The sequence below is a fragment of the Streptomyces sp. NPDC048370 genome (genome assembly GCF_043200825.1).
Lineage (GTDB): Bacteria > Actinomycetota > Actinomycetes > Streptomycetales > Streptomycetaceae > Streptomyces.
In genome coordinates, this window is sequence record NZ_JBICYI010000009.1 from 156,775 (window position 1) to 172,544 (window position 15,770).

Below are 15,770 nucleotides of genomic sequence, written 5' to 3' on the forward strand. Positions count from 1 at the left end.
CCCGGCCGAACGGCTGACGGCCCTTACCGCGCGGACGAGCCCCCGACCCCTCTGGGCCGGGGGCTCACCCGTACGCGCAGCGAGAACAACTCACTCGGACGACTCCAGTCGACACGCCGATGCTTCTCCCCTTTTGTGGGGGTATCGACCTGTCCGACGACAGCTGGAGGCACCGTGCGGCCGAGAGGCTACGACTACGACACCTACAGCCGACTCGCCGGTCCTCTGACGGAACCGGACACGGCGGCCTACACGGTGCAGTACCGAAGTCTGCTCTCGAAGGAGCCGCACCGAATGCGCGCCGTCCTCCTCATGAGCCTGGCGCCGGTGCTCTCCGCGCTGCTGCTCGTGTACCTCGTCTGGCCCAGCCACTGGACCGTCCGCGAGGGCGGCGACCGATGGCTCGTCAGGCTCGACGCCGTGATGCTCGTGTCGATCGGGCTCATCTGCTTCTTCATGCTGGTCAACGTCGCCTCGATCGCGCACGCCACGATGGTCGCGCGCGACCCCATACCCGTGTACCCGCAGAAGGGCACCCGGGTCGCCTTCCTCACCACGTACGTCCCCGGCAAGGAACCGCTCTCCATGGTCCGCGGCACCCTCGAAGGGGCCGTACGCCTCCGGCACAAGGGCACCCTCGACGTCTGGCTCCTGGACGAGGGCGACGACGAACGCGCCAAGGCGCTCTGCGCCGAACTGGGCGTCAAGCACTTCACCCGGGCCGGGATACCCGAGTGGAACCGCCCGAAGGGCGTCCACAAGGCCCGCACCAAGCACGGCAACTACAACGCGTGGATCGCGATGCACGGGGACGCGTACGACTTCTTCGCCTCCGTCGACACCGACCACGTCCCGCTCCCCAACTTCCTGGAGCGGATGCTCGGCTTCTTCCGCGACCCGGACGTCGCCTTCGTCGTCGGACCGCAGGTGTACGGCAACTACACCTCGCCCGTCACCAAGGCCGCCGAGTCCCAGCAGTTCCTCTTCCACGCGCTGATCCAGCGGGCCGGCAACCGCTACCACGCGCCCATGTTCGTCGGCACCAACAACGTCGTACGGATCTCCGCCGTCAAGCAGGTCGGCGGTCTCTACGACTCCATCACCGAGGACATGGCCACCGGCTTCGAGCTGCACCGGAGGAAGAACCCGCGCACCGGCCACTTCTGGCGCTCCGTCTACACCCCCGACGTGCTCGCCGTCGGCGAGGGACCGGCCTCCTGGACCGACTTCTTCACCCAGCAGCTGCGCTGGTCCCGGGGCACGTTCGAGACGCTGATCAAGCAGTACTGGAAGACCCCCTTCAGGGTCCCGCCGGGCCGCTTCCTCAACTACACGCTGATGCTCGTCTACTACCCGATGACGGCGATCAACTGGCTGCTCGGCATCCTCAGCTGCGTCCTCTTCCTCTGGTTCGGCGCCTCCGGGACCCAGGTCTCCTCCTCGATCTGGCTGATGATCTACAGCGACGCGGTCGCCCTGCAGATCGGCCTCTACCTCTGGAACCGCCGCCACAACGTCTCGCCCCACGAGCCCGAGGGCTCCGGCGGCCTGGCCGGCATGGCGATGTCCGCGCTCTGCGCGCCGATCTACCTCAAGTCGCTCGGCTCCGCGGTGCTGCGCACCCGCGGGCGCTTCGTCGTCACCCCCAAGGGCGGCGAGGCCAGCCCCGACCGGATCCTCACCTTCCGTATCCACCTCTACTGGGCGGCGGTGCTGATCGTCTCGCTGCTCGCCTCCGTCCACTTCCAGCACACCCACGCGGCCATGCGCACCTGGGCCGTGCTCGCACTCGTCATCGCCCTCTCCCCGGTGGCCGTCTGGAGCTGGACGGTCCTGCGCGAGCGGCGCAGCCGGCAGGTACGCGCCCGCGCCAGGGCCCGTACCCGCGCCCGCCGCCTCACCCCCGCCCGCGAGGGCGTCGAGGTCATCGCCGCCGCCACCCCGCATCCGCCCGCGGCCACCGCACCCGCGCCCACGACGACCGGAGGGAACTGAGCCATGGCCTACCGGCCGTCGAAGAAATTCAAGAAGACGCTGTTCGGCAGCGGTGCCGTCGTGGTCCTCGCGGCCCTCAACGCGCCCGCGGCGGTCTCCTTCGTCGGGGAGAAGTACCACGCGTACAAGATCGCCCAGCCCGGCTACAAGAAACGGTTCGGCTCCTGGGCGCCCGTCGAGGTCCCCGCCGGGTACAGCGTCAACGCCATCCACGCGGCGCTGCTGCACACCGGCAAGGTGCTGCTCATCGCCGGCTCGGGCAACGACCAGAAGAAGTTCGACTCGGGCACCTTCGACACCATCCTCTGGGACCCGAAGCGGAACACCTTCAAGAAGATCCCCACCCCCGAGGACTTCTTCTGCTCCGGCCACACCCAGCTCGCCGACGGCCGCCTCCTGGTCGCCGGCGGCACCGCCCGCTACGAGATCCTCGACGGCGAGGTCAAGCGGGCCGGCGGCGGGATGCGGGTCAAGAACGAGAGCCCCGACAAGGCGATCACCCTCAAGAAGGGCACGGTCTTCCGCTCCCCGTCCGGGGTCGAGTACGTGTCGAAGTTCGACGTCACGGTCCCCAAGGCCAAGCGCGACTTCGAGGTCTCGTACTTCAAGAGCGGCCAGATGAAGCCCTGGAAGACCAAGGTCACCGCCGCGGAGGCGCGGGTCTTCGTTGAGGCGAGGAAGGAGGGCGCGCAGGCGCTCACCACCCAGGCCGCGCAGTACGAGATCGTCGGGCTCAAGGGCGCCGACGCCGACAACGTCTACGGCCTCGCCCAGCGGCTCACCACCGAGAAGCAGGACTTCCAGGGCATCAGGGGCGCCTACGAGTTCGACCCCAGGGCCGAGAAGTACATCCCCGTCGCCCCGATGAAGGACGCCCGCTGGTACCCGACGCTCGTCACCCTCCAGGACGGCAAGGTCCTCGCCGTTTCCGGGCTCAACGACGTCGGCGACGTCGTCCCCGGCGACAACGAGATCTACGACCCCAAGACCAAGAAGTGGTCCGAGGGCCCCTTCCGCTACTTCCCCACCTACCCGGCCCTCTTCCTCACCAAGGGCGGCAAGCTGCTCTACACCGGCTCCAACGCGGGCTACGGGCCCGCGGAGAAGGGCCGCGAGCCGGGGCTCTGGGACCTGAAGAAGAACTCCTTCACCAAGCTCGGCGGGCTGACCGACCCCGACCAGCTGGAGACCTCCGCCTCCCTGATGCTGCCGCCCGTCCAGGACCAGAAGGTCATGGTGCTCGGCGGCGGCGGGGTCGGCGAGTCCCCGAAGTCCACCGCCCGTACCTCGATCATCGACCTCTCCAAGGAGACCCCGGCCTTCCGGAACGGACCCGCGCTCCCGCAGGGCACCCGCTACCTCAGCAGCGTGCTCATGCCCGACGACACGGTCTTCACCACCGGCGGCTCGGAGCAGTACCGTGGCGCGGGCGGCAGCGACATCCTCAAGGCGCAGTTCTACGACCCCGGGGCCAACGCCTTCGCCGCCGCGGCCGATCCGACGGTCGGCCGCAACTACCACTCCGAGGCGCTGCTGCTGCCCGACGGCCGGGTCGCCACCTTCGGCTCCGACCCGCTCTACGGCAACCAGGCCAACACCAAGCTCGGCAGCTTCGAGCAGCGCATCGAGATCTTCACCCCACCCTCCCTCCACCGCGCCGGCACCGACCGCCCCGCCCTGGGCGAGGGCCCGCAGGAACTCGACCAGAACGGCCGCGTGACGTTCCGCACGAAGGACGCGGCGACCATCACCAAGGCCCGACTGATGCGCCCCAGCGCCGTCACCCACACCACGGACGTCGAACAGCGCTCGGTGGCCCTGGGCCTGACGAAGACGAAGGACTCGGTGACGGTGGAGGTCCCCCTCGACCGAACCCTGGTCCCGCCCGGCTGGTACATGCTCTTCGTCACCGACAAGGACGGCATCTCGTCGGAGGCGAGGTGGGTCCAGGTGGGAGGCCGTTAGGTCTTCGCGCGGCGGGCCAGGCCCAGGGCGTAGTCCGGCCACCAGGTGCCGGCGGACGGGCCGCCTCGGCAGGGGCCGTCCGATTCGCCGGGGCGCTTGATCCACAGGTAGGCGTCCACCAGCTCGTCGCCCGTGCGGTCGGTCGGTGGGACGCCGAGGGCGCGGCCCGGCGGGTTGCACCAGGCCTCCTCCCGGTCACCCGGGAGGGGGCCGTCGCCGTTGCGGCTGGTGTCGACGGTGAAGTGCGTGCCGCCGAGGAGGCCGGAGAGCGCGGCGCCGAAGCCCTTCACGGTGTCGTTGGTCTGGAAGTTGGAGACGTTCAGCGAGAAGCCGTCGGCCCGGTCGATCCCGGCCCGGCGCAACGGCTCCACCAGCTTGCCCGGATCGTCGATCCACGCCGGATTGCCCGCGTCCAGGTAGACCCGGGTGTTCGGCTGCCGCTTCAGCCGGTCGATCGCCTCGGAGAGCAACTGGAAGCGCTCGTCGTGGTACTGGGCGGGCGTGCAGCCGTCCACGACGTGCGGCACCGCGTCCGGCTCGAGGACGACGATCGCGGGCGCGTCCCCGACGGCGGAGGCGAAGGAGTCGACCCAGGTGCGGTACGCCTGCGCGTCGGGCGAGCCTCCCGCCGAGTACATCCCGCAGTCCCGGTGCGGGATGTTGTACGCGACGAAGACCACGGTCCGCTCGTCCGCGGCGGCCCCGCGCACGGCCTTGGTGATGTCCGGTACGGGATCGTCGCCGTCCGGCCAGTCGGCGACCGGCCGCTCCGCGATCCGCTTCAGGACGCGCGCGTCCTCGGCGCGGCCCTCCGCCTCGTACTGCCGTACCTGCCGGGCCGCGTCGCTGTCCGGATCGACCCAGAAGGGGGAGCCGCCGGAGGGCGCCACCGCCTCGCCGCGCGCGGACGGCGGCCCGACGGGGGTGCGGGCGGGCTCGTCCGGGTCGCCGCAGCCGGTCAGGAGCAGGGCGGCGGCCAGGGTCGAGGCGAGGGTCAGGGCGGCGGGGAAGGGCGTGCGGCGGGACACGGCGTCATCGTGACATAACGGTCACGCGGGGGCGGGGTGCGACACCGGGGAGCCGGTCAGGGCCATGCCGATCGGGGTGCGTTCGTAGAGCACCTGGTGGCCGTACCGACGCGAGGTCAGCAGACCGGCGTCCTTCAGGACGGACAGGTGCGCCGACACGGAGGAGGGGGCGAGACCGAGCCGGTGCGCGAGCGCGGTCGTGCCGGCCGGCTCGTCGAGCGCGCACAGCACGTCCGCCCTGGCCCGGCCGAGCAGCCGGGCGAGCGCGTCGGGGGTCCGGTCGCCCGCGGACTCGGTCCACAGGCCGCCGATCCCGCGCGCCGGGTAGGCGACTGTCGGCTGCCAGGGCGGGTCGAAGCCGCTCACCACGTCGGGCCAGATGAAGACGGAGGGCATCAGGACGAGGCCCTGGCCGTCGAGCGCGCGGACGTGTTCGCCCGCGTACGAGACCGTCAGGGTGGCGGTGTCCGCCGTCCAGCCGAAGCCGGGGTGGAGCTCGCCGAGGAGGCGTTCGAGCCCGCACTCCGCGAGCCTGCGCGAGTGGTACGCCACGTCCGCCTCCAGGAGCGCCCGCAGCCGGGGCCAGTCCGGCGCGACCAGGGCCTCCCAGGCCGCCTGGAGCAGATCCGCGAGCCGCTGGACGGTGCCTGCCGGATCGGCCAGCATCCGCCGCCCCTCGTCGGTCGCGGAGGCGCCGGGGGTCTCGGCGAGCGCCCGCGCGAAGTCGTCCAGGGCGAGGTCCGGGTCGGTCGCCCGTACAGCCGCGATTTCCTCCTCGAAGGAGGCGGCGGGCCCCAGGGGCGGCGGGTACAGGAAGTCGGGGCTGTGCCCGCGCCGGGGCATCAGCAGCTGCAGCGGCCCGAGTTCGAGCCCCTGCGCGGCGCCCCGGATCCGCCGCAGCCAGGGCAGGTGGTAGCCCTGCTGCCGGGGGCGCGCGAGCACGCGCACGGCGGAGTGCGTCTCCCAGAGCGGCGAGAGCGCGAACCGGATCCGGAGGGGGTCGGCCTCGCCGAACTGGAGGTGGTACGGCACGGGTCGACCCTCCTGGCCTCTGCGGAAGATTCGGCCGGAGCCGAAAGTCTAGGTGGGGGAGGGCGGGCGGGGCAGTCTGCCGCCATGCCGAAGCCCCCTCCCGGAGCCCCGTCCGAACCCCCGACCGCCATACGGCCGCCCGAGCCCGGCCCCCAGCCCCGCCTCACACCCCGCCCCGGCTACCGGGCCGTCTTCGCCGTGCGGGAGTTCCGGGTCGTGTTCGTCGCGCACCTGTTGTCCTTGCTCGGGGTCGTCGTCAGTGAGATCGCGCTCACCGTGTTCGTCTACGACCTCGCCCGCTCCCCGCTCCTCTCCGCGCTCACCTTCGCCCTCGGCTTCCTGCCGTACCTCGTCGGCGGCACCCTCCTCGCCGGGGTCGCCGACCGCCACCCGCCCCGCCGGGTCCTCGTCGTCTGCGATCTCGTCTGCGCCGGCTGCGTCGCGCTCATGGTCGTGCCCGCCACCCCCGTCGCCGGGCTGCTGGTCCTGCGGTGCGCCGTCGCCGCCGTCGCGCCGGTCTTCCAGGGGACCCGGACGGCGACCCTCGCCGACATCCTCGGCGAGGGCGACCTCTTCGTCCTCGGCCGCTCGCTCCTCCGGATCGTCTCCCAGAGCGCCCTGCTCACCGGCTTCGCCGTCGGCGGCCTGCTCCTCACCGTCGTCCCACCGCGCGGCGCGATCGCGATCACCGCCGCCACCTTCCTCGCCTCCGCGCTCCTCCTGCGCCTCGGGACGCGGAAGCGGCCCGCCCGCGGAGCGACAACGACGGAGGAGGAGCGCGGCAATCTCGCCCTCCTCCGCGACCGCCGCGTCCGCGCCCTCATGCTGATGTTCTGGCTGCCGCCCCTGTTCGCCGTCGTCCCCGAGGCCCTCGCCGCCCCCTACGCCGATCAGGCGGGCGTCTCCACCGCCGCGCTCGGCCTGCTGATGTGCGCCTTCCCCGTCGGCACCATCGCGGGCGAGCTGTTCGCCGGGTCCAGGCTCAGCGCCGCGACCCGCTCCCGGATCGTGTACCCGCTGGTCCTGGTCGGCGTCCTCCCCTATCTCCTGTACGTCCTGGAGCCCGGCGCCGCGCTCTCGGGCCTCGCTCTCCTCGTGGCCGGAGCCACCGGCGCGTACACGCTCGGCCTCGACGCATGGTTCGTCGCCGCCGTCCCCGAGGCGCAGCGGGGGAGGGCGATGACCCTGATGACCGCGGGCATGATGACCGCGCAGGGCGTCGGCATGGCCGGCGCCGGTCTCGCCGCCGAGTTCCTCCCCGTCCACCTCGTGGTCGCCGGCACGGGTGTGCTCGGCACCCTCTGTGTCCTCGCCGCCGTCCTCCATCTCCGTGCGACCGAAGTGCGAGACGGGGCTGACCGGCATGTGACCACTGGGTAAGGTCGACGCGTGCCGAAGCCGCTCAGTCTCCCCTTCGATCCCATCGCCCGCGCCGACGAACTCTGGCAGAAGCGCTGGGGGCCGGTCCCCTCGATGGCCGCGATCACCTCGATCATGCGCGCCCACCAGATCCTCCTCGCGGAGGTCGACGCCGTCGTCAAGCCGTACGGACTGACCTTCGCGCGGTACGAGGCGCTGGTGCTGCTCACCTTCTCCAAGGCCGGTGAGCTGCCGATGTCCAAGATCGGCGAGCGGCTGATGGTCCACCCGACCTCGGTCACCAACACCGTCGACCGACTGGTGAGGTCCGGGCTCGTCGACAAGCGGCCCAACCCGAACGACGGCCGCGGCACCCTCGCCTCCATCACCGACAAGGGCCGCGAGGTCGTCGAGGCGGCCACCCGCGACCTGATGGCGATGGAGTTCGGCCTCGGGGCCTACGACGCCGAGGAGTGCGCCGAGATCTTCGCGATGCTCCGCCCGCTGCGGGTCTCGGCGGAGGACTTCGACGAGTCCTGACCGCGACCTCCCACCCGGGCGAAGATCGCCCGGAACGTGCCGTTACGCTCGACGGCATGAAATCCAGCGTGCTGACCCGTTACCGCGTGATGGCGTACATCACCGCCGTCATGCTGCTCGTGCTGTGCACCTGCATGGTCTTCAAGTACGGGTTCGACATGGGCGAGGACGTGACCTTCGCGGTCTCCCAGGCCCACGGTGTCCTCTACATCATCTACCTGATCTTCGCCTTCGACCTGGGCTCCAAGGCGAAGTGGCCGTTCGGCAAGCTCCTGTGGGTGCTGCTGTCCGGGACGATTCCCTTCGCCGCGTTCTTCGTCGAGCGCAAGATCGTCCGCGAGACGCTTCCGCTGGTCAGCGGCGCGCAGCCGGCCCCTGCCAAGGCCTGACCCGGTCCTGACCCCCGACCTCCGCACGGATGTGCGGAGGTTTGCCATCGACATTTACTAGGACGTCCTAGTAAATTCGAAGCATGGACGCTGACGCCATCGAAGAAGGCCGCCGCCGCTGGCAGGCCCGGTACGACAAGGCCCGCAAGCGGGACGCGGACTTCACCACGCTCTCCGGCGACACCGTGGAGCCCGTCTACGGGCCCCGGCCCGGAGACACCTACGAGGGCTTCGAGCGCATCGGCTGGCCCGGTGAGTACCCGTTCACCCGAGGCCTGCACGCCACCGGCTACCGCGGCCGGACCTGGACGATCCGGCAGTTCGCCGGCTTCGGCAACGCCGAGCAGACCAACGAGCGGTACAAGATGATCCTGGCCGCCGGCGGCGGCGGCCTCTCGGTCGCCTTCGACATGCCGACCCTCATGGGCCGCGACTCCGACGACCCGAAGGCGCTCGGCGAGGTCGGCCACTGCGGCGTCGCCATCGACTCCGCCGCCGACATGGAGGTCCTCTTCAAGGACATCCCGCTCGGCGACGTCACCACATCGATGACCATCTCCGGGCCCGCCGTGCCCGTCTTCTGCATGTACCTGGTCGCCGCCGAGCGCCAGGGTGTCGACCCGGCCGTCCTCAACGGGACGCTCCAGACCGACATCTTCAAGGAGTACATCGCGCAGAAGGAGTGGCTCTTCCAGCCCGAGCCGCACCTCCGCCTCATCGGCGACCTGATGGAGCACTGCGCCCAGGGCATCCCCGCCTACAAGCCGCTCTCCGTCTCCGGCTACCACATCCGCGAGGCCGGGGCGACGGCCGCGCAGGAGCTCGCGTACACCCTCGCCGACGGCTTCGGCTACGTGGAGCTCGGCCTCTCCCGCGGCCTGGACGTCGACGTCTTCGCCCCAGGACTCTCCTTCTTCTTCGACGCGCACCTCGACTTCTTCGAGGAGATCGCCAAGTTCCGCGCCGCCCGCCGGATCTGGGCGCGCTGGATGAAGGAGGTCTACGGCGCCAAGACCGACAAGGCCCAGTGGCTCCGCTTCCACACCCAGACCGCCGGTGTCTCGCTCACCGCCCAGCAGCCGTACAACAACGTCGTACGGACCGCGGTCGAGGCGCTCGCGGCCGTCCTCGGCGGTACGAACTCGCTGCACACCAACGCCCTCGACGAGACCCTCGCGCTCCCCAGCGAGCAGGCCGCCGAGATCGCGCTGCGCACGCAGCAGGTGCTGATGGAGGAGACGGGCGTGGCCAACGTGGCCGACCCGCTCGGTGGTTCCTGGTTCGTCGAGCAGCTCACCGACCGCATCGAGGCCGAGGCCGAGAAGATCTTCGACCAGATCAAGGAGCGCGGCCGTCGGGCCCACCCGGACGGGCAGCACCCGATCGGTCCGATCACCTCGGGCATCCTGCGCGGCATCGAGGACGGCTGGTTCACCGGCGAGATCGCCGAGTCCGCCTTCCAGTACCAGCAGTCCCTGGAGAAGGGCGACAAGCGGGTCGTCGGCGTCAACGTCCACCACGGCTCGGTCACCGGCGACCTGGAGATCCTGCGGGTCAGCCACGAGGTCGAGTGGGAGCAGGTCCGGGTCCTCGGCGAGCGCAAGGGCCGTCGTGACGACGCCCGGGTGCGCGCCGCGCTCGACTCGATGCTCGCGGCGGCCAGGGACGGTTCGAACATGATCGGCCCGATGCTCGACGCGGTCCGTGCCGAGGCCACGCTCGGCGAGATCTGCGACGTGCTCCGCGAGGAGTGGGGTATCTACACCGAGCCCCCGGGCTTCTAGCCGCGCGAGCGCGTATGGCAGAGGGCGGTACCGGAGCTTCCGGTACCGCCCTCTGCCATACGCGCCTACTCCGTCGCCGTGCCGACCACCTTCGTCGGCGTGACCCGGATGACCACCCGCACCACCTCGGGCGGCAGGTCGAGGTAGTCCTGGCCGGCGCCCGGGCCCTCGTAGTGCTCGTCGAGCGCGACCGCGAGCGCGCGGCCGACGTCCTCGGTGACCGTGGCCGTGCCCCGTATCTCGGCGTACAGCTGCGGGTCCTTGCTGTCGTACACGGTCAGGCTGACCCGGGGGTCGGCCTCGATGTTCCGCACCTTGCGGCGGCCCGCCTGCGAGGAGATCAGGAGGTCGTCGCCGTCCCTGCCCACCCAGACCACCGAGGTCTGCGGGGAGCCGTCGGGGTGGACGGTGGCCAGGATCGCGGGGTTGGTTTCGTCCAGGAGCGCGCGCACGGCGGTGTTCAGAGTGATCGTCACGGCCGTCACCCTAGGGTGTGGCCGCCGCCGCGCCCAGACCTCCGAGCAGCAGGGCCGTGAAGCGCTGGACCCAGGCCGCGTCGACCGGTTCGGCGCTCACCAGGGCGCGGTGGACCACCGCGCCGGCGATCACGTCGAAGATCAGGTCGTCGGTGCGGTCGACGGACGCCGGGTCCCGGTCCGAGGGGAGCTCGCCGCGCTCCTGGGCGCGCTGGCGGCCTTCGAGGACGAGCCGCTTCTGCCGGTCGACGATGGAGGTACGGATGCGCTCGCGCAGCGGCTCGTCCCGGGTGGACTCCGCCACGACCGCCATCAGGGCGGTCTTGGTCTCGGGGCGCTGGAGCAGCGCGGCGAACTGGAGGACCACGTGCTCGATGTCGGCCTGGAGGGAACCGAGGTCGGGCAGTTCGAGTTCGTCGAAGAGGACGGCGACGGCGTCCACGACGAGCTCGTTCTTGCTCGCCCAGCGCCGGTAGAGGGTGGTCTTGGCGACGCCCGCGCGGCCCGCCACGTCGCCCATCGTCAGCTTCGACCAGCCCAGTTCGACCAGCGCGGCCCGGGTCGCGTCGAGGATCGCCGCATCGGCCTCGGCGCTGCGGGGGCGTCCGGTACGGCTTCGGGGGCTGGTGCGGCTACACATGGGGATCGACCATACCCGCCGGTAGGTATTGCGCCAGAGGCCCGCGATGTGAGCCAGTTCACCGAGGAGTCCTTCCCCTGGGCCGACCGGGACAGTTACGCTACGACCCGTAGCGAAAGGTGTGATCGACCGCCCCCTGGCACGTCGATCCGCCTGAGCGACAACCACATGCGCCGGGTGGGGACCCGGCGCGAACGAACGGGAACCGTGCGCCGTGGTGCGCGGTTCAGCCATGACGTACCGGTTACGCGCGCGGAAGGGGGAGGATGTACTCATGCAGCCCAGAAACATGTCCATGAGCGGCGTCGTCGACCTCGCCGCGGTGAAGGCGGCCGGTGAGGCCAAGGCGAAGGCGGAGCAGGCGCGTGCCGAGGCCGCCCGGCAGGGTGGCGCCGCCGCCGTCGCCCCCTCTGCCCTGGTGATCGATGTCGACGAGGCCGGCTTCGAGCGCGATGTCCTGCAGCGCTCGGCCGAGGTTCCGGTCGTCATCGACTTCTGGGCCGAGTGGTGCGAGCCGTGCAAGCAGCTCGGCCCCCTCCTCGAGCGCCTCGCCGTCGAGTACAACGGCCGCTTCCTGCTGGCCAAGGTCGACGTCGACGCCAACCAGATGCTGATGCAGCAGTTCGGCATCCAGGGAATTCCGGCCGTTTTCGCGGTGGTCGCCGGCCAGGCGCTCCCGCTCTTCCAGGGCGCGGCGCCCGAGGCCCAGATCCGGCAGACCCTGGACCAGCTGATCCAGGTCGGCGAGGAGCGCTTCGGCCTCACCGGTATCGCCGTCGACCCGAACGCCGAGTCCGACGGCGCCGCCGAGTCGGCCCCGGTGCCTGCCGGTCCGTACGACGCGCTGCTCGAAGCGGCCATGTCGGCGCTGGACGCCGGTGACCTGGCCGGTGCGGTCCAGGCGTACAAGAACGTGCTCGCCGACGACCCCGGTCACCCGGAGGCGAAGCTGGGTCTGGCCCAGGCGGAGTTGCTCGCCCGGGTGCAGGACATGGACCCGCAGCAGGTGCGGAAGACCGCGGCCGAGAATCCGGGCGACGCCACCGCGCAGATCGCCGCCGCCGATCTCGATCTGGTGGGCGGCCATGTCGAGGACGCCTTCGGTCGTCTGGTCGACGCCGTGCGGCGGACGACCGGTGAGGAGCGGGACGCGGCGCGGCTGCGGCTCCTGGAGCTGTTCGAGGTCATCGGACCGGAGGACCCCCGGGTCACGGCGGCCCGTCAGGCCCTCGCGCGGGTGCTCTTCTGACCCATTCCTTCCCACCGGGAAGGGCGCCGATTTGGCGACACAGTGACAAAACGCGGCCGCGCTTTACCAAAACTTGGTAATCGCGGCCGCTGTTACTTGCAGTAAATCGAACCCGTGATTGTGTCCGGGTTTTCCCTTCATCATCCCGCTTTGCCGATGCCGCGGGCTGCACCCTGTGTGGCCACGCGGCATCGCGCTGTCGTGGCGAGGTTATCCAGCCGTTACTAGCGAGTAACGAACCCCCTTGTGCGGGCGCCCGGAATGGACCACGATCGGCGACGCTCGGTCCGATACCGCACCAGCCCGGCAACCATCCGGGTTCGCGGCGAGGGTCCCCACCGAGCGGGTCGGCGGCAGTGGCGCCGGCCGTGGACAGGGGGGTTCCTGCTCTTACCGGCAGGGCCTGTCCAAGAGGTTGCGCGCAAGGCGTGGCCAGTGGTTGTCGCTCGGGGGTGATCGCCGGTGAAGTCGGACGCTCCGCGCCCGGTGTTCGGCGCTCCTTCCCGAGGACGTAGCACTTCTCCCATCCCAGGACGGGCCCCTGGGCCCATCCGGAGATGTACGTCCGAGAAGGAGGATTCTCATGAAGTCCCAGGTTCGTGGCGGGACCAGATGGAAGCGGTTCGCCGTCGTCATGGTGCCGAGTGTGGCCGCGACGGCCGCGATCGGTGTCGGCCTGGCTCAGGGCGCGCTCGCAGCGTCCTTCAGCATCTCCGGCCAGGAGTTCAAGGTGAAGGCCGACAGCCTTGTCGGCAAGGACTTCGTCCAGTACGGCAGCGTGGCGTCCGGTAAGGACCTGCACGGCAAGCCGTTCGCGGAGCCCGTCGGTGTCTCGGGCTTCTCCGAGGCCTGGATCACCAACATGTGCCAGTCCGTCGTGACGCCGGACGTGCCGTTCATCGGCAACGTCTCGCTGGAGCTGCGCGCCGGTACGGAGAAGAACAAGCCGGTCTACGCGAAGGACATCTACCTGGATGTCTCCTCGCTGAAGGCCGACGCCGAGTTCGGGAACATCGACATCGGCGTGGCCGCGGGTTCGCTCCCGAAGTCCGAGGGCAAGCCGGGTATCCAGCCGGGTACGAAGGCCAACCCGTACGGCTTCTCGCAGCGCGCCGAGACGGCGACGCTGACCAACGTGGAGCAGAAGGCGTGGGCGACCACCGCCGGAACGTTCAAGCTCAGCAACCTGAGCCTGAAGCTGCACAAGGGCACCAAGGAGTGCTTCACCGAGTAGTCACTCGGTGCTGCGTCTCCGCAGTAACCGCCCGGCGGGCGCGGGCCGTCGTTCGTTCCGTACGGCCCCGCCCGTTCCCGGCCACAGTGCCACCTTCTCCACTTCTCATCGCAACACCGCTTCCAGGGAGCTGTTTTCCATGAGCGCCGAGTCCACTGCTTCCCGCGGAGTCCCGAACCAGCGCGAGCGCCGCTTCCACCACTGGCGGGGCAGCCGACCCTTCTGGGCCGGACTGCTCACCATGATCGGCGGCGTACCGATCGCCTACTTCCCGTACGCCGATCTGCGACTCGGCAACATGACGATCGCGATGGCGACCACGGGCGGCGCCGGAGCCCTGATCATCGGCGTGCTTCTGGTGACGCTCGGACTGACGATGTGGTTCCAGCCCATCGTCCGGGTGTTCGCGGGCGTCGCGGCGATCGTCCTGGCGCTCGTCTCCATCCCGGTCTCCAACCTCGGCGGCTTCTTCATGGGCTTCCTGCTCGCCCTGGTCGGCGGCGGACTCTCCGTCGCGTGGGCCCCGGGCAACCCGGTGGAGGAGACCGCGCAGCCGTCGGCCGAGCCGGCCGGCGAACGGGCGGAGGCCGGAGCGGGCGAGCACGAGTACGACGGTCAGCAGCACGGCACCGAGGCGACGGAGGCGACCCACGCGGTCGACTTCGACAAGGCCCCGGTCCCGGAGCAGCGCGCCGGTGAGGAGCCGGACCCGCAGGCGGGTCCCGGTGCGCAGGCGACCGAAACGACGATCGACGCCAACGGCGGGAGGAACAGTGCGGGGTGACGAAACACAGTCGGCGCAGTCGGCGACGGCTGCGGACGGCGCCACTCTGGCTCGCAGGGGTCCGCGGCACGCGGCTCCGCGCAAGTCGCTGCTGAACAAGATCCAGGGACCCGCGGGCAAGGCGATGGCCCTGGCCGCCATGCCGACCGCGGTCCTGATGGGCATGGGCATGGCGCCCAGGCTCGCCGTCGCCGACGAGAAGGACATCCCCTTCGCACCCGGCCCCTGCGTGACCCGCTCGGACGAGCCGGTGACCGAGGAGACGACGAAGCCCGCCGAGACGCCCGAGCCCACGGCCAGCGCGAGCGCCACCGAGTCGCCCGAGCCGGAGGCCACCGAGGAGCAGGAGTCGCCGAAGCCGACCGCCAGCCCCTCGGCGACGTCCGCGACGGAGCAGCGCGCCACCGAGGAGAAGTCCCCGGCCCCGACGCCCACCCCGACGGCGACGAAGAGCGTCAACCCGCTCGACCCGCTGGGCCTCGGCGACAAGATCAAGGACTTCTTCGACGGGCCGAACACCACGCCGACGGCCACGCCGACGCCCTCCGCCACGGCCACCAAGCCGGCGAAGCCCGCGCCGACGCCTTCGACGACCGCACCCTCGACCACCAAGCCGTCGACCACCACGCCCGACGCGGGCAAGGCGGACGCCGACGACCCCGTCGACCGAACCAAGGAGGCCATCGAGAAGGCCGCCGACCAGGCCGGTCAGAAGGTCGAGGAGCTGCCGGAGGACGCCAAGGGCCTCGACGCCAAGAAGGACGAGGACATACCCGACGGCGCCAAGCCGCGCTTCCCGTGCCCCGAGCCCGACCCCGAGGCGCTCGCGGCGGCCGAACTGGAGCCGGGCATCCCGCTCCTGCCGGACGAGCCGTGGAAGCTGAACAGCACCATGCTCACGCTGAAGGGGCTGAAGTACCACGGCATCGTCGAGGTGAAGACCGGCAGCGGCAAGATCAAGAAGGCGCTGAAGTTCACCGCGAGCGAGGTCGACATCAAGGACCTGCACCAGCTCACGGTGCACTCGGAGGGTCTCACGGGCCATGTCCGCTCGGACAAGGGCTCGACGTCGACCATCCGCAACGGCACGGTGACCATGTACACGGAGCAGCTGAAGGGCAACCTCTTCGGCCTGATCCCGATCACCTTCAACCCGCAGACGCCGCCGCCGCTCGACGTCCCGTTCGCCTTCTTCACCAACGTGGAGGTCCTCCAGGCGGGCCAGTTCGGCGGCACGCTCAAGGTCCCCGGCCTCCGCAACACGGTCGAGCCGAGCTGACCCGCCCCACGACCCA

Annotated in this window: 14 protein-coding genes; 10 read left to right on the forward strand and 4 right to left on the reverse strand. The window is 70.7% G+C overall.

From position 1 onward, the window contains the following. Positions 1-174 precede the first annotated feature (174 nt). Both ACGFYP_RS20915 and ACGFYP_RS20920 read left to right on the forward strand, forming a co-directional pair. The gene (locus ACGFYP_RS20915; RefSeq protein WP_393495431.1) at positions 175-1,995 is read left to right on the forward strand and encodes a glycosyltransferase family 2 protein; all 1,821 of its coding nucleotides are present in this window, start codon (positions 175-177) and stop codon (positions 1,993-1,995) included. A gap of 3 nt (positions 1,996-1,998) precedes the next feature. Beyond that, positions 1,999-3,960 (forward strand): galactose oxidase-like domain-containing protein, encoded by a 1,962-nt coding sequence (locus ACGFYP_RS20920; RefSeq protein ID WP_393495434.1) that lies wholly within the window; start codon positions 1,999-2,001, stop codon positions 3,958-3,960. On the opposite strand, the gene ACGFYP_RS20925 is transcribed toward ACGFYP_RS20920, so the two are convergent. Both ACGFYP_RS20925 and ACGFYP_RS20930 read right to left on the reverse strand, forming a co-directional pair. Then, positions 3,957-4,988, reverse strand: coding sequence for a glycoside hydrolase family 6 protein (locus ACGFYP_RS20925; RefSeq protein ID WP_393495437.1), 1,032 nt, complete (start codon positions 4,986-4,988; stop codon positions 3,957-3,959). The two genes, ACGFYP_RS20920 and ACGFYP_RS20925, sit on opposite strands and share 4 nt — an antisense overlap. A 21-nt stretch (positions 4,989-5,009) precedes the next feature. Then, the gene (locus ACGFYP_RS20930) at positions 5,010-6,020 is read right to left on the reverse strand and encodes a DUF5937 family protein (protein WP_393495440.1); all 1,011 of its coding nucleotides are present in this window, start codon (positions 6,018-6,020) and stop codon (positions 5,010-5,012) included. A gap of 84 nt (positions 6,021-6,104) precedes the next feature. On the opposite strand from ACGFYP_RS20930, the gene ACGFYP_RS20935 reads away from it, so the two are divergent. From ACGFYP_RS20935 to ACGFYP_RS20950, 4 genes are all read left to right on the forward strand, one after another. Then, on the forward strand, positions 6,105-7,400 hold the full coding sequence (locus ACGFYP_RS20935; RefSeq protein WP_393495443.1) for an MFS transporter: 1,296 nt from the start codon (positions 6,105-6,107) through the stop codon (positions 7,398-7,400). 9 nt (positions 7,401-7,409) lie between these two features. Further along, the gene (locus ACGFYP_RS20940; RefSeq protein WP_361959506.1) at positions 7,410-7,919 is read left to right on the forward strand and encodes a MarR family transcriptional regulator; all 510 of its coding nucleotides are present in this window, start codon (positions 7,410-7,412) and stop codon (positions 7,917-7,919) included. A gap of 56 nt (positions 7,920-7,975) precedes the next feature. Next, positions 7,976-8,308, forward strand: a complete 333-nt coding sequence (locus ACGFYP_RS20945; protein WP_361959503.1) for a DUF3817 domain-containing protein — start codon at positions 7,976-7,978, stop codon at positions 8,306-8,308. A gap of 83 nt (positions 8,309-8,391) precedes the next feature. Beyond that, positions 8,392-10,092, forward strand: coding sequence for a methylmalonyl-CoA mutase (locus tag ACGFYP_RS20950; protein WP_393495448.1), 1,701 nt, complete (start codon positions 8,392-8,394; stop codon positions 10,090-10,092). 65 nt (positions 10,093-10,157) lie between these two features. Here ACGFYP_RS20950 and ACGFYP_RS20955 read toward each other — a convergent pair whose 3' ends face one another. Continuing rightward, positions 10,158-10,568, reverse strand: a complete 411-nt coding sequence (locus tag ACGFYP_RS20955) for a PPOX class F420-dependent oxidoreductase (RefSeq protein ID WP_393495451.1) — start codon at positions 10,566-10,568, stop codon at positions 10,158-10,160. 10 nt (positions 10,569-10,578) lie between these two features. Then, positions 10,579-11,208, reverse strand: a complete 630-nt coding sequence (locus tag ACGFYP_RS20960; protein WP_361959494.1) for a TetR/AcrR family transcriptional regulator — start codon at positions 11,206-11,208, stop codon at positions 10,579-10,581. A 274-nt stretch (positions 11,209-11,482) separates the two neighbouring features. Here ACGFYP_RS20960 and ACGFYP_RS20965 point away from each other — a divergent pair, with 274 nt between their 5' ends. The 4 genes from ACGFYP_RS20965 to ACGFYP_RS20980 all read left to right on the forward strand — a co-directional run bounded on the left by ACGFYP_RS20965 (position 11,483) and on the right by ACGFYP_RS20980 (position 15,754). Then, positions 11,483-12,457: a tetratricopeptide repeat protein gene (locus ACGFYP_RS20965; protein ID WP_393495456.1), complete on the forward strand. Its 975-nt coding sequence runs from the start codon at positions 11,483-11,485 to the stop codon at positions 12,455-12,457. A 583-nt stretch (positions 12,458-13,040) separates the two neighbouring features. Next, entirely contained in the window at positions 13,041-13,691 is a 651-nt protein-coding gene (locus ACGFYP_RS20970) for a DUF6230 family protein (protein WP_361959488.1), read from the forward strand. 139 nt (positions 13,692-13,830) lie between these two features. Further along, positions 13,831-14,475, forward strand: coding sequence for a DUF6114 domain-containing protein (locus ACGFYP_RS20975; RefSeq protein ID WP_393495460.1), 645 nt, complete (start codon positions 13,831-13,833; stop codon positions 14,473-14,475). After that, positions 14,465-15,754, forward strand: coding sequence for a hypothetical protein (locus ACGFYP_RS20980; RefSeq protein ID WP_393495463.1), 1,290 nt, complete (start codon positions 14,465-14,467; stop codon positions 15,752-15,754). The genes ACGFYP_RS20975 and ACGFYP_RS20980 overlap by 11 nt, the downstream gene beginning before the upstream one ends. The last annotated feature ends 16 nt before the right edge of the window (positions 15,755-15,770 follow it).